Annotated in this window: 9 protein-coding genes; 6 read left to right on the forward strand and 3 right to left on the reverse strand. The window is 34.7% G+C overall.

From position 1 onward, the window contains the following. Positions 1-71: 71 nt before the first annotated feature. The 4 genes from AVL50_RS31430 (at position 72) to AVL50_RS31445 (ending at position 7,279) form a co-directional block, all read left to right on the forward strand. Positions 72-1,472 carry a sulfatase gene (locus AVL50_RS31430; protein WP_062621834.1) on the forward strand — a complete coding sequence of 467 codons (1,401 nt, stop codon included), beginning with the start codon at positions 72-74 and terminating at the stop codon, positions 1,470-1,472. A 190-nt stretch (positions 1,473-1,662) separates the two neighbouring features. Beyond that, positions 1,663-3,576, forward strand: coding sequence for a 7TM diverse intracellular signaling domain-containing protein (locus AVL50_RS31435; RefSeq protein ID WP_082796097.1), 1,914 nt, complete (start codon positions 1,663-1,665; stop codon positions 3,574-3,576). A 40-nt stretch (positions 3,577-3,616) separates the two neighbouring features. Next, on the forward strand, positions 3,617-5,635 hold the full coding sequence (locus AVL50_RS31440; protein WP_157491750.1) for a sulfatase-like hydrolase/transferase: 2,019 nt from the start codon (positions 3,617-3,619) through the stop codon (positions 5,633-5,635). A 153-nt stretch (positions 5,636-5,788) separates the two neighbouring features. Next, complete coding sequence (locus AVL50_RS31445; RefSeq protein ID WP_062621840.1) at positions 5,789-7,279, forward strand: sulfatase; 1,491 nt, start codon at positions 5,789-5,791, stop codon at positions 7,277-7,279. A gap of 383 nt (positions 7,280-7,662) precedes the next feature. Here AVL50_RS31445 and ahpC read toward each other — a convergent pair whose 3' ends face one another. Next, a complete protein-coding gene (ahpC, locus tag AVL50_RS31450) occupies positions 7,663-8,226 on the reverse strand; it encodes an alkyl hydroperoxide reductase subunit C (RefSeq protein WP_062621842.1) in 564 nt (187 codons plus the stop codon). A 288-nt stretch (positions 8,227-8,514) separates the two neighbouring features. Here ahpC and AVL50_RS31455 point away from each other — a divergent pair, with 288 nt between their 5' ends. After that, the gene (locus tag AVL50_RS31455) at positions 8,515-10,383 is read left to right on the forward strand and encodes a sulfatase (RefSeq protein WP_062621951.1); all 1,869 of its coding nucleotides are present in this window, start codon (positions 8,515-8,517) and stop codon (positions 10,381-10,383) included. Between the two features lie 490 nt (positions 10,384-10,873). Then, a complete protein-coding gene (locus AVL50_RS31460) occupies positions 10,874-11,194 on the forward strand; it encodes a hypothetical protein (RefSeq protein ID WP_062621843.1) in 321 nt (106 codons plus the stop codon). 109 nt (positions 11,195-11,303) lie between these two features. Here AVL50_RS31460 and AVL50_RS31465 read toward each other — a convergent pair whose 3' ends face one another. Next, positions 11,304-13,253, reverse strand: coding sequence for a hypothetical protein (locus AVL50_RS31465; protein WP_062621845.1), 1,950 nt, complete (start codon positions 13,251-13,253; stop codon positions 11,304-11,306). A 489-nt stretch (positions 13,254-13,742) separates the two neighbouring features. Further along, complete coding sequence (locus tag AVL50_RS31470) at positions 13,743-15,254, reverse strand: hypothetical protein (RefSeq protein WP_172826959.1); 1,512 nt, start codon at positions 15,252-15,254, stop codon at positions 13,743-13,745. Between the last annotated feature and the right edge of the window lie 489 nt (positions 15,255-15,743).

Genomic DNA, 15,743 nt, shown 5'->3' on the forward strand with positions numbered 1-15,743 from the left:
TGGGTAGTAGAACTTTGAAATTTTGTACAAAAAAAAGCCACCTCTTCACTCTCACAATAGATACAATAATTATGAAAAAGTCGATTTTACTAAGTTTTATATTACTGAGCATATTACAATTTGCAGAAGCTAAAACACCACCTAATGTTGTCTTGATTTTTGTTGACGATATGGGTTGGGGAGATGTGGGTTATCACGGAGTAAATACAATCCATACACCTCAAATTGATCAGCTGGCCAACGAAGGAGTTTACTTCTCACAAGGTTATGTCACTGCTTCAATTTGTGGACCTTCAAGAGCTGGATTGATCACTGGAAAATACCAACAGCGTTTTGGGTGTTTCGGTAATAGTAAACACGGAATACCTAACGAAGAAAAACTACTTTTCCATTATTTAAAAGAACAAGGTTATCAAACCGCTTCCATTGGGAAGTGGCACCTTGGGGAAGGAGAAGGAAGATTAATGCCTAACGAACGTGGAGTAGATTACTTCTATGGTTTTTTAGGAGGATCACATGATTATACAAAATCAGGAAAAGATGAAAATGTAAAAAGAAGTTTGCTGAAGCCCATTTATGAAAATGGAGAAATACAACCTCCAATTCAAAATGACAATGGGTATTTAACGGACTTATTTACAGAAAAAGCGATATCTTTTATCGATAAAAATAAAGAAAATCCTTTCTGCCTTTATTTAGCTTACAATGCAGTGCATCACCCCTGGCAAGTGCCTCAAAAGTATGTAGATGCTTTGGATCACCTAGAAGTAGGAGAGGAAAGAAAACATTTTGCGGGAATGGTCTATGCTTTGGATGTAGGGATTGGTCAGATTCGAGAAGCACTGAAAGAAAATGGCATCGATGATAATACCATCATATTTTTCATTAGTGATAATGGAACTCCTGCAGGTCAAGGTTTTAAAGAGCCAAGACGTAAGAAAAGAGGAGAAACAACTATGTCTTCACCGGGACCTTTCAATGGTTTTAAAGGTTCAACTTACGAAGGAGGTATCCGAATTCCTTTTATCGCCCATTATCCAAAACATTTTCCAGAAAATAAACATTCTGAAGTTCCTGTGACCTCTTTGGATGTATTGCCTACCATCTTAAATCAGATTGGTAAAGGTTTGGGGAGTGATGATTTAGAAGGAAAAGACCTTTTGGAATTAATTGATGGAGAAGAAGAAAGACCATTATTTTGGGCTAGAGATGGAGACATTGCGGTACGATATCAAGATTGGAAATTATCCATCAATAATAAACAAGGTAGTGGAGATGTAGAGTTGTATGATTTGAAAAATGATCCGGGTGAATGGAAGGATATTGCATCCAATAATCCAGAAAAAGTGAAGCAGTTATTGCACCTTTTTCAAGAGTGGGATCAAAAGAATACAAAAGTCACAAACCATAGTGGTTTAACTCCAAAATACAGAGCAAAAATCGAAAAGTATTTGGAAGAGTTAGGAAGATAAAATACATGTTTCAAGTGTTTAGTTGATTGGCTTAACACTTGAAATATTGAGATCAGAAATCATACCTAAACACTTCCTAACAATTGAACTAAATTCGATAAAAAATATCTATTTTTATACTATAAGAACATGGGGGGATTTTCCATCAAAAAGAAGGTCTAATCATGTGCTAAGAACTGAAACTACTTTCATGAGAATCACGATAAAAAGGCATATTTTATTACTACTGTGCACATTATCAATTCTAACAACATACGCAACTTCTAACAATGTAACGCACCTTACTGTACGTTTGGATGATTCATTGGACGAGCAAATTTTGAACCTGGAGAAAATTCCTTTTTGGGAAGATTCCTCAAGGTTGATGACGTATGAAGAAATGATATTGAAGGCACCGAGTTTTAATACCATTGGGAGATATTCGAAAGAATCTTACAATGTTAATTCTGCCTATTGGTTAAAATTATATATTGATATAGAAGAACATAACAGCAAGTCGTGGACACTTGAATTGTATGATCAATCTATTGATGAAATAGTATTCTTTTTACCACAAAAAAACGGTGTAATTAGAAAGGAGTTTATGGGCGATAGTTATCTTTTTGATCAGAGAATTTACTTCCACAAAAACTTTATCATTCCATTAAATAACGATATAGACTATACTAAACCAATCTATATTAGTATCAAATCCAATCATAAAGTGGATTTACACGTCAATATCCGTAGTACAGAGCGTTTGATTAAACATGCTACTTTAGAATACCTTTGGTTTGGTATCTATTACGGGGCCATCATCATTATGTCATTTTATAACTTTATGCTTTGGTTGAGTATCAAAGAATCCAAGTATTTAGTTTATATCTTACATATTCTCACGGTAGGTGTTTTTAATGCCTCAACGGATGGAACAGGTTTTCAATTTATTTGGAGCTATAACCCTAGTATCAATAATTATGTGATCACATTATTGAGTTACGCGGCGGCGCTATCCTTGATCTTTTTTATCAAAGAAATGATGAAACAAGAGGCGAAAACCGTAAAGTATTATCACTATATGAATTACTTGGTGGGTATTGTGACCTCTATTTTGATTATCGATTTATTTCATTTCAATTCTCAGTTTAGTGATGTCATGCTGATTGTAACTATTGTGGGATTGACGTTAATTGTTGCAAAACTAAGATTTGAGAATAAGAAAGTTTCCCCTTTCTATATTTATGGATTGGCGGCCATTTTAATTGGAGCTATTTTTCAGATGTTGAAAATCTTTGGAGTTATTCCATTGACACCGATTACACAGTATTTATTACGTTTCTCTATTTTCTTAGAAATGCTTCTGTTCTCTTATGCGCTTTATGATTCACTTCGACTTATAAAAGAAGAACAGCAGCGATCGAAAGATGAGGTGATTGAGCATCAGAAAAAGACAGAAGCGATGCAACTGAAGGTCATTGAAGAACAAGAAAAAACGGTTTCCTTGAAAAATAAAGTCAATGAAGAATTAGAAGAGAAAGTAAGGGAAAGGACGATTTCTTTAATGCAAAGTGAAGAAAAACTCAAGGAGGCATATCGTAAATTGGAAGAAAAATCGGAGCGTTTAAATCTCATTAATAGAACCCTTGATGTCAATAATAGTAAGTTGAAAGAAGGGATTAAGAAGGAGAGGGAAAAGCGATTTATTCATAAAATCATCAGCTTGGAAGAGTTTATGGAATTGTTCCCAGATCAGGTGTCATGCAAAAGGTATTTGGACAAGCAAAAATGGGAGAAAGGTTTTACTTGTAAACAGTGCCATAATCATAAGCAATGTAATGACGATAACACTTCGGGAAGTGCACAGTTTTCAAGACGTTGTTCTAAATGTGGTTATGTAGAATCAGTGACCAGCAATACGGTCTTCCATCATGTGAAGTTTGATTTGACAAAGGCTTTTTACCTGTCGTATATCTTCCGTTATCACGAAAATGAATTCACCAATATTGAGCTAGGAATACAGCTTGATATGTCAAGAAATACAATTGCGAAATTTAAGACTAAAGTGAAGTCTGCTAACGAAAATAAATTACTACTACCAACTTTTGAGTTGTTTGAAATGGCTTAGAGGATGTTTGAAACATGCTCTTAAAAACCAATTGAATGATATGAAAATTACAAGACTACTAAGTACTATAGTACTGCTTCTTTGGAGCGGTTACTTATGGGCTCAAACACCCAATTTTATCGTCATCATAGCAGATGACTTAGGTTATTCGGACGTAGGTTATCATGGTCTACGTACGGATATTCCTACTCCTAACATTGATGCATTAGCAAATAAAGGAGTGCAGTTTTCTGAAGGATATGTTACAGCCCCAGTTTGTGCTCCATCAAGAGCAGGGTTGTTGACGGGTGTCTACCAACAGCGTTTTGGTTTTAAAGATAATCCAGGTCCCTTCCGTCCTTCTCCAGAGATTGTACCGGGAATCAGCCATGATTATCCTACTATCGCTCAGGAATTAAAGAAAGTTGGTTACAATACAGCGGCCATTGGAAAATGGCATTTAGGAGGACAAGAAGACAACTCATTTATTCCCACAGGTAAAGGTTTTGACTACTACTACGGTTTCCTTGGAGGAGCATCTTCGTATTATTTTGAAGATCATGCCACACAATTTTTCTTAGAAAATGATCAGCCCATCCAAACACCAAACCGTTATTTGACATCATTGTTTGGCGACAAAGCCGTAGAATATATTTTACAGCAGGATAAGGCAAAACCCTTCTTTATGTATTGGGCGCCGAATGCTGTCCATTCTCCATTACAAGCACCTGAAGAGGTTTTAGAAAAATTCAAACATATCAAGGATCCTAAGCGTCAGAAGTTAGTAGCCATGCAATATGTGATGGACCAGAACATTGGTAGAATTGTTGATGCGTTGGAAACGAAAGGTTTGATGGACAATACAATGATTGTTTTCATCAGTGACAACGGTGGAAAACCACATGAAAATGCGTCTTACAACTTACCATTGAACGGAGCAAAGGGATCTCTTTTTGATGGTGGAATCAGGGTGCCTTATTTCATGTATTACCCGAAAATGATCAAAGAGGGACAAAAATACGATGAGATGGTGAGTAGCCTTGATATTATGCCGACCTTCTTATCATTGGCCAATGCTAATGCAACACAAGAATTATCAGGTGTTAATTTATTGCCTTATATCTCTAAAGAAATTTCTGAAAAGCCACATGATAAATTGTATTGGAAAAACGCCAACAAATGGGGAGTACGTGATCAGGACTGGAAACTATTTTATGATCAAGACAGTGATAAGGTAAGGTTGTTTCATTTAGCTAAAGATGCTTATGAAAAAGAAGATGTGTATGATCAATACCCTGAGCAAGTAGAGCGTTTGTTGAAAGCGTATCAAGAATGGGATTATCAAAATGCCTCTTTTTCCTGGGGATGGAATCCTGCGGCTATCGGAAAGTATAAAACGGAGAATCAATTTACATTTGAAGAATTGATTTCTGAAAAATTAGCAAGTGAAGAATTCGCAGATGTAATGGTGATTGAAAACCCAGCTAAAACTGGAATCAATACATCAAACAAGGTTTTACATCTAAAAGTAGACCAACATCATGAGAAATATTTCTTAAGTGCCCGTCATTCTCCTATGATGAAAAGAGGGAATAAGGTAGCACATATTAAAGTGAAAAGTAAACAGAATTTCCGTTTGAATCTGACTATGATCGATGACAAAAAAGGAAATGTTTCTGCCTACGCTCATAAAGAATACAATGGTAATGATGAATGGCAAGATTTAGTTTTTGATTTCACTGATTGGAAAGGAATGAAGTCGAAAGGTATCGAGCTTTCATTTGAAGGGTTGGAGAACAATGAAGATATCTATTTGGATGATATTTGGTGGAATGTTCAGAAGAAAGAAATCAAAAATAACGAAACGGTAAGGGTAGAGAATATTCAGGTTTACAAAAGTATTTTCCAGAAAGACAAACAAGTACTGGTTTGGAAACCGATTCCTAATGTAAACGCCTATACAATCTACCATAATGAAGAGGTGATTGGTACAGCAGATCAGCATTTCCACCTATTGCCAATGGATTATCAATTGAAAGACATCAAAATAAGTACTAAGCCAAAATTATTTGATAATTAATTCTTAAATATTTTTTGTGAGTACAACTTAAAAAAATGCATAAATAGTGGTTCTATTGATAGTTTTTTTAAGGCAGTAATCGCAAAACAATAATTGGAATTACTATTAAATAATTTTGGGTTGGTACTTCAGCATCAAAAATAAACTAAAACCATGAAAACATTTTACAGAATTGCAATTGCATTAGTAATTTGCATTGGTGCTAGAGTAGCACAAGGACAAACGCCGAATATCTTATTAATCACAGCGGATGATATGGATTATTATTCGTTAGGAGTCAATGGGAGTAAGGTAGAAGACATCACACCTAACTTGGATAAACTAGCTGATGAAGGCGTTCGTTTTACCAATGCACACGTAACAGTAGCCGTTTGTCAGCCTTCAAGAGGTGTAATTGGTACAGGTAGATACCCTAACAACAGTGGGATTTTAGGTTTTTATAATACAAAAGCCTCTGTTCCAACTTTAGCGGAAGAACTGAAAAATGCGAAGGGATATGAAGTGGGTATTTTAGGAAAAGTAAGCCACTCTACTCCAAAAGACAAGTACATTTGGGACTACGAGCAAGATGCAAAAGACTTAGGTAGCGGACGTGGTACACAACTATACAGAGATCATTTCCAGAAGTTTGTACAGCAAGCAAAAGCAGGTGATGCTCCATTCTTTATGATGGCTAACTCACATGACCCTCATAGACCATTTTTTGAGGATACACCAAACTATGAGAATGGTGGAAAAAAGCGTCCTTCAAGAATTTATACTACAGATGAAATTGAAGTACCAGGATTTTTAGAAGATCTTCCTGAAGTGAGAAAAGAGTTGGCCGCTTATTACTCATCAGTAAGAAGATGTGATGATGTAGTGGGTGCATTTATGGAAGTATTGGAAGAAGAAGGCGTTGCTGATAACACTATCGTTGTTTTCCTTTCTGATAATGGAATGGCTTTCCCATTTGCAAAATCAAATGTTTATGTTCAATCAACAAGAACACCATTTATTGTAAAATGGCCTAAAGGGTTCAAAGGTGGAAAAGTAGATGAAACACACCTTATTTCCATGGTAGACCTAATGCCTACTTTATTGGAAGCTGCAAAAATTAAAGCTCCAAAGAAATTGGATGGTAGAAGTTTCTTCCCATTATTAAAAGGGAAAAAGCAAGACGATCGAGAGTATGTATATACGCATTACAATGAAAATATTGGTAGCAGAGCTTACACTATGAGAGCGGTGCAATCAAAAGACTACCTTTATATTTTCAACCCTTGGGCTGTTGGAGGAAGACAATATAAAACATCTTCTATTAATGGCACATCATTTAAAGCCATGCAGGCAGCCGCTGAGGGTGATAAAGAACGTGAAGAAAGAGTGAATTTCTGTCTTTTTAGAACGGTTTTAGAATTTTATGACCTTAGTAAAGATCCTCATGCATTGAATAACCTAGCTGGAAATCCTGAATACGCTAAACAGCAAAAAGAAATGGAGGAAGAAATGGTTAGAAGTATGCAAGCTACAAAAGATCCTATGTTGGAACTTTATAAGCAAAAGAATGATGAAGAATTCTTGATCAAGGCTACTCAAAAAATCCAAAGAGAAGCGAATATCAAAAAGAAAGAGAGAAGGGCTTTGAAAAATAATAAGCATTAGAAAAATAGCATAGAATCAAGTGAATAGACTTTTTTAAATTAAGTAAAATCCTGCCTCTTTGAGGTGGGACTTTTTGTTTTATGATAGTATTTGAATATCAATGATGTTTAGAAATCAGGTGATTTTTGAAATCTAATTTAACTTTTGACTACCAAGTCTTGACTTTAAAAAGAAGAATAAGGGAAGTTGAAAGAAAACCATAGGAAACGTATAGAAATGTCAATAAGAAATTGACGATAGTTTAGTTTACAAAACAGTGCCTTCATATATTGTAACACAAAAAATCCTACCTCATGGAGATAGGATTTTAGGCTAATTTAAAAGCAAACTATTGTATAATTTAACTATTACTAATGTCTAATACTGGGGTGTAATTTTATATCTTAGATCAATCCAACAAGATCGATGCTTGGTTTCAATGTATCATTACCTTCTTTCCATTTTGCTGGGCAAACTTCAGAAGGATTCTCAGCCACAAATTGTAACGCTTTCAATTTTCTCAATAACTCCTCAGCATTTCTACCAACGTTACCTGCTACTACTTCATAAGAAACGATTTCGCCTTCAGGATTCACAATGAAAGTACCTCTTTCGGCCATTCCATCTTCCTCAATCATTACTTCAAAACCTCTTGAAAGTACACCTGTTGGGTCTGCAAGCATTGGGTAATTGATTTTTTTGATGGTTTCAGAAGTATCATGCCATGCTTTGTGCACGAAGTGAGTGTCTGTTGAAACAGAGTAAATTTCAGTACCTGTTGCTTTGAAATCTTCATAAAGATTAGCAAGGTCTTCTAGTTCCGTTGGACACACAAAAGTGAAGTCGGCAGGGTAGAAGAAGAAAATCGACCATTTGTCTAAAATATCTTCTTTAGTAACTGTTTTGAAGTCGTTGTTTTCGAAGGCTTGTACTTTAAAATCTACTACTTGTTTTCCGATTTGTGACATAGTTTTATATTTTTTTGATTGATGTTTGTTTCAGTTTATTCAACCGCTTTCCGATTGATTACGATACAAACATACGGCGGGATTAGGTATTTGTAAAATTGATTGTTTTTATATTGATATAGATTTCTATTATGGGGTATGTCTTGTGGAGGGGACTTTCACTTCTACTTATAGAGAAATTAAAAGAAGCATAATTTTATCACCTTTCTTTTATAGAAAATTCACCCATTCAATTATGAAGGTTTGTTATTTTTATTCATCAAATTGACTACTAAACTTCAAAACGAAATGAAATATCATTACAAAGGTCTTTTTTTAATTTTAGCTATCTGTTGGCAAACTACATTATTTGCTCAACAAAAACGCCCGAATATCGTTTGGCTCACATCTGAGGATAATTCAGCCAATTGGTACAGGCTGTACAATCCAGAACATGGAGCACCAATGCCGAATATTGAGAAATTAGCAGAAGGTGGATTGGTTTTTAATCATGCTTACTCGAATGCTCCAGTTTGCTCAACGGCAAGAAGTACAATTATTTCAGGTGTTTATGCTCCAAAAACAGGTGTGCATTTTCACCGTCCTCAAGAGAAAGTACACATGCCTCAAGGATTAAAAATGTTCCCAAAATACCTTAGAGAAGCGGGGTATTATACTACCAATAACAATAAACAGGATTATAACTTCACAAAGGAAGAAGTAGAAGGTGTTTGGGACGAAAGCTCTAAGAAAGCCACTTTTAGAAATAGAAAGCCCAATCAACCGTTCTTTCATGTTCAAAATTTTGCCGACACACATGAAAGCCAAATGTTTGGTCCTCTTAAATCACATGTTGAAGATATAGGAGAGCCTGATAATGTTGATTTATTTCCTTACCATCCTGATACACCCATTTTTAGACAGAAGTATGCACAGTATATTTCATTAAATCACCATGTTGACAAGAGAATTGGTAAGATTGTAAAACAATTGGAAGAAGATGGTTTGTTGGATGATACTTTCATTTTCCATTATGGAGACCATGGCGGAGTGCTTCCGGGTGGAAAAGGTTATGCTCACAATGACGGTTTGCAAGTGGCCATGGTAGTTTATGTGCCTGAAAATTGGAAGCACCTAGCACCTGCTTCTAAAGGCTCTAGAGTGGATGGCTTTGTAGAATTTGTTGATTTGTCTGCCACCGTATTGCACCTTGCAGGAATTCCAGTACCAGAGCAAATAGATGGAAAACCATTTTTAGGTGAAGGTGTGACTTTAAAAGAATTGGATAAAAGAGATGAGGCATTTGGTTATGCGGACCGTTTTGATGAGAAATATGATTTGGTACGTTTCCTCCGAAAAGGGAAATACAGTTATTGGAGAAGCTATCAGCCGTTTAATTTTGATGGTTTACATAATTTCTACCGTTACAAACAACCGGCTTTTAGAGAGTGGAGAGATTTAGTGAGAAAAGGAGAGTTGGAAGAAGTACAGGAGGCTTTTTATCGATCACGTTTGCCAGAGCAATTGTATAATTTAGAAAATGACCCTCATGAAATCAATAACTTGGCTAATGACCCAGCTTACAAGAAGGTGTTATTAGAAATGCGAAAAATAATGCAAGACCGTGTAAAAGGAATGCCTGATTTATCATTTTATCCAGAACCTACATTTTTAAAACTAAGTAAAGGAGATGGAGTAGCTTTTGGCAAAGAAAATAAAAGTCAAATCAATAAATTAATCAACCTTGCAGACTTACAACTTTTACCTTTCAAAAAAGCGAAGAAAGGAATAGAAAAAGCATTGCATTCTGATGATGCTATGGAACGTTATTGGGCTTTGATCAATTGCAGTGCGTATGGAAAAGAAGCATCTCTTTTTTATGAGACTGCTAAGGAATTAGCCTCTTCTGATCCCGACCTGCTAGTACGAACACGTGCTGCTGAATTTCTAGGACTTACAGAAACAGTTGACCCAAAACCTTTAATACTAGATATTTTGGATCATTGTAAAGATCCTATCGAGACCAATTTTGTCTTAAATACAGTTGTATTATTAATGGATGCCAAAGGTATGGAGATTGATTTGGAAACGATAGAAAATGCAAAGTGGTCTAAGTTTGAAGGTCTAGTGCCTAGAAGAATTGAATATTTGAAAGAATTGGCACAGAAGAATATGTAAAACTGTATTCGTAAACTATTTTTATTTGAACCTTATAGACTGTCAAATCTATAGAAGTAAAGTAGTGACTTTAATGGCCTTGAAGGGAATTTAGCTTTTGCCTTCAAGGCCTTGATTTTTTTGTTTCGTTTTGGCTTAACATAAAAATGAAGTTAGAGAACCTTATATACTTATATTAATGCTTATTGTACGTAAACGAAAACTCAACTCACAATACCTCATCATTTAAAGCACATATGGCAAACTTTCAATTGAAAATCAGGGGATAAATTTAAAAGTAGAAATTTCACCATGCTTTTATGATAGATTCAAATAAAAAAGCAAATGAATATTCCGTAATTTTTGATTAATATAAAATTTTGATCCTTGAAACGTTAATAACTGTAATTAAAAATGAAATTGGAATAAATTCTGTAACAGATTATAAACAAGCTAACAATCAATTTTAGAATAGAAATTATCGTCAATCAAAGCACAAACAATATACACTATGTTAATTTGGTCAGGTAGAGGAATTCTCTCTTTATTCGTATTTATTGGAAGTATAATAATTTTTTCATTGGTACTCCCTCAATCTCTAGAAGCAGACTACAAAATTGTTTTTAGTTTCATCACCACAGCCCTGTTTTCTTGGTTTATGGGAAAACGATGGAATGCTTCAGAAGAGCATGAGATTTTGGATGAAACAACAGGTAAGAAGGTGGTTTTTAGAGAAATGAGTCATTCTTTTTTCTGGATTAAAATGCAGTATTGGGGATTGATCTCAGGGGTTTTAGGCCTTTCACTTTTCGCGACAATAGCATTTGAATAATAATTATAAGAAGATAAGGGTGTAAAAAAAGCCTTCAGAATGAACCATTTCCGAAGGCCTAGATGTTATAAACATCTTTTTTAAACACTATTAAATTGAATGTTTGAATTTACTTTACTACTTGTTTTTCTTTTGTAATTTTTAATGTAACACTACTTACATGTCCTCCATTATCAGGATAAGTAACCTTTACCTTGTTATTTTCGGCCAGTAGATCTTGAGGAATTTCAACATTAATAAGCGTGAAATATTGTGCCCTTAGATGTTGTGATTGTCCTTGTATTTCTTGATGATATTTTACTTCTTTTCCATTAATACTAACTGTAGGGAAAGCTACTGTATGATGCGGTCTGCCAATACCAATTCTAAGTTGAGCAGTAACAGTCTTGTTGACATCTACTCCTTTAAAATCATATTCAAAGCTCTTATTAGCTGTGATTTCCTCTAAAATGTTATCAGAATAATATTTCGATTCAGCAATCTCTTTATTTGGGTTAGCCCCTTCCTTCAATTCTACCTTAACAATAGCTGTTGCTTCGCTCTCCAATGTAATTCCGTGATTGAAATCGATGTTTTCATTACTCAAAGTAGGTTGATGCTCTTTGAGATAGAGTTGTTTGACACTAGTAGATTTGATATTATTTTTATTGAAGCCTAAAGTATTCAAATGAATATTTTGGACGTCTCTTTTTAGATTACTTACAATAATATAAGCTGTGTTTCCATCAATATATGCATCAGTCAATAAGTTTTGATTGACCGAAGAAGTCTGTACTCTTTGCCCTTTCACTTCAGACCATAATTCATAAAATTTGATCTGTTCTGTGAAAACCCATTTTTCACTTTCACCTTCCAACTCAAACTCTTGTCTCAATAAACGCCACGGGTAAGGATTCTTTTTACGGCCCCATTCCGCTTTTGGAATCATAAAAGGAATCGCTTTTAAAATATGGTTTGGACGTTGCATAAACTGCATCATCATTGGACTCATAGATTTCATAAAATCCCAATCTCTTTCTGCAAACCAAGGTTTCCATTCCGTAGAGTGGTCACGACCGCCATACTCAGAGATTAACAGAGGAATGATTTTACCGTATTTCGCCATGCTGTAAGACTCCATCAAATCCAAAGTAGCTTCAATTCTACCACCAGTATAATTAATTGGCCCATCAAAAGTGCTTGGATCATTATCACTTAAGTGATGTTTATTAAAGTCATAAAGATGAATAGAGATAAAGTCCATGTATTCCCCAGACATATCGTAAAAAAGTTGCATGCGCTCATTCCACTGCTCAAAATTTCGATCATCAAAAAATGGGAAAGCGGCAGTATACCCGCCAATCATTACTTCTTGATTATGTTTCTTGAAAGCCACAGAGGCGTCATTGTGAAATTGGAAAATCTCTTTCACTGGTTTTCTATCACTTTCCTCTTTCACGCCGTCAATCAGTTCATAAAGAGGCTCATTGATCACCTCCACATATTTCGGTCTTAAAGGACCTTTTGTAATTGGTTCACCTTCATTTCTATAAAATTCATTGATGAATTGTCCCATAAAGTCACCGATGGCATCACCACCTTGGATTGTCCAACCCTTTTCAGGTTCTTTTAGGTTAGAAGAGTGCCCCGTCCAGAAATAATGTACTTGCCCACCTACCATTTCATCTACATGAGGTTCGTATTGATGTGTGTTCTTTCCATTTTTTCCATAAACAGTCAAACGATATTTCTTCCCTGCTTTTTTCATGTATTTAGGGTCGACATATCCTTTCTTCTTTGTATTTTCAGTAGAACGTTGCATTACTCCACCCATAATACCGTTGTTTCTTCCTAAGTACACATCAAGATCATTGATTACATAATCCTTTAACTCTTCTAGACCTTTAAAGTCATTTTCCATTTGAGTGGAATGTAAAACAATGTATTTTTTTCTGTCAAAATCTGAATACCCCTCTACCGAATATTTTGTGTCAAACGCCACTTTTACCTCCGAGGTTTGCCCAAAGGAAAAATAGGGGATAATCAAGAATAAGATTGATAAGAGTCGTGAAGTTTTCATTTCATTTAAATTCTATTTTGGATAAAATTGTTCGCTTCAAAACTAAATAATTGAATTGGCCGGAAATAACAATATAATAATGTGTTGAGGAGGAATCTATTGAAAACAAGCTGTTTTTATGGGTTGTTGAGGTGTTGTCTAGTTATAGGAAATGAAAAACCTCATCGGCTGTCCAATTGACAGATGATGAGGTGAGTTTTTTTGCCCTTAAAAAGCGTGTATTTTTTCCCTTCTAGTTTTACTTGATGGATCTATTATATCATTTCATGTAGTTTTTTTATCGAGTATATTACTTATGACAATATATTAGGTCTTTATAAATCCAACCTTTTATAGGCTGTATATACTTGAATCAGCTTGTTACAGCAAAACCATGTTTCATATGAATTTGACCGGACAGGAAGCTTTCTTATATCTTTTACGAAAGAAGTAAGCTTTTAATAAGTTGGTATGGGTGTTAAAGCTCAAGACCCATACCACTTACTATTTTTATCCAATATTGGAGATAAACTCCTCTAGGTTATCTTGTCTGGACAGCCCCAGTTTTTTACGTAATCTGTATCTAGTGGTGTGTACTGATTCCGTAGAGATACCCAGAAGCTTCGCCATACCTTTACTGTCGAAGTTTAATTTGATTAAAGCACAAATCTTCTGATCGCCTTGTGTCAACTTAGGGAACTGTTTGTGGAGTTCTTTATAGAAGTTACCGTTGACTTCCACAAATCGAGCCTCAAACTCTTTCCAGTTGTTATTGGTATTTAAGTTGATCTTCTTCGAAAGTTTATTGATTTGATTAGCGTCAGGCTCTTTTTTCAATTCAGTCAATTCCTTTTTGATTTCCGCTAAAGTTTCTTCATGTTGAATAATTTGAAGGACAGAGGCGGTCAGTTCTTTGTTTTTAATTTCAAGGACCTCTTTAATTTTCTCCTCTTCCATTTTTTGTTTCTCAATAAAGAACTTCTTGTCAGCTTTATATTTATTTCTAAGGTTTCTGTATACAAAGAATACCACTAAGACTAGAGCAGAGATTGTAATGTAAAATATAATATTTCTAAGGTAGTTGATTTTACTTTCCTGCGTAAGACGCTCCAATTCCCTTTTCTGTTGAAGCTCCTTTTGATATTCTTGTTCTTTTCTGTACTGATCCTTGATCTCCAGGAATTTTTTGTTGTTGTTGCTTCTACTACCATATTGTCTCTCATTTAGCTCCTTAGACTTTAAAAGGTATTGATAAGCTTCTTTTGTTTTGCCCATCTTTAATTTCACCTTCGAAAGCTCATTATTAATAATAGGTAAAAGGTCAGAGTGACTTTTATGTCGCATACCTGCTTCAAGTGCACTGTGGTAGAACTGCTCACTTTTTTGAAGTTGATTCTTTTTCTGATAAATATTACCGATAAAATAATGAAAGATGACAAGATAACTATGCTGGTATCTCGTGAAAAATTCATCTAAAGGAAGTAACCGATCCAAAGCTTTATCATATTCTTCATCTTCATAAAGCAAGTAGCCATATTCCGCTTCAATAAAACTATTGTCATTTCTTTCCTCTGTAGCTTCAATAATACTGTTCTTTTGAAGAATACAAGTGTCAAGGTAAGCTCTTGCTTGTTCTATGTCTCCACTCTTTCTAGCGATTGTTGCTTTAGCGTAATAGTTATCGACAAGAATATATTGATCTATACTTTCATTGTTTTTGCAAATAGAAATTGCTTGATCGAAATATTCATTTGAAAGTTTATTTCTTTCATAAAAACTATAGAGCCATCCAAGCCCATTATAGATGTGTACTCTTAAAAGGTCATCCTCTAATTGATTGGCCAGAGACAGCGCATTCCAATAGCCGTCATAAGCATGTCCGAAGTTTCCATTATGTGCATATAAATAAGATAAACTTGTTAAAGATTTTACCCAAAAAACACTGTCTTTAGATTTTATTGATTCAGAGATGGCGTACTGATAAAGTGAGATGGCGCTATCCGGTTGGAGGAATTTTAACATTTCTGCTTCCTCGTAAATTTTTTGTGTAAAATTTACACTCAATTTTTCCTGAACACCCTCTTTTTTGTCCCTATCAATTAAGGGGGAGGAATTGTTATTTTGAAAAACCCCACCAAAAATTGAAATTTTACCAATTAAAAAAGTAAATAAAATAAGTAATATTTGTCTAGTCATAATTCATAAAAAGTAATGTTTTTGTAATATTTAATTTGTTGATAATTAGTTAATTATGTATTTTGTGTTTAGAAAATTGTTGAGTTCTGAGTACCATAAATTCGGTTTGTACAGTTTTGATCTAGTCAAATATAGAGCAAATAAATTTATAAACACTCATATTTGTTAAAGGTTTCGCAGACACTTATAATTTTTATTTAGCCAGTCGCTAATTGTATTTGAAATGAAATGAAAAGCAGACTAGCTCTTTAATCTTAATTAACTTTTTACAAGTATGAGTAAAGCTTATCTTATTTTAAAATTCATTCTGACTTG

Source organism: Flammeovirga sp. SJP92, from assembly GCF_001583495.1.
In the GTDB taxonomy this organism is placed as follows: domain Bacteria; phylum Bacteroidota; class Bacteroidia; order Cytophagales; family Flammeovirgaceae; genus Flammeovirga.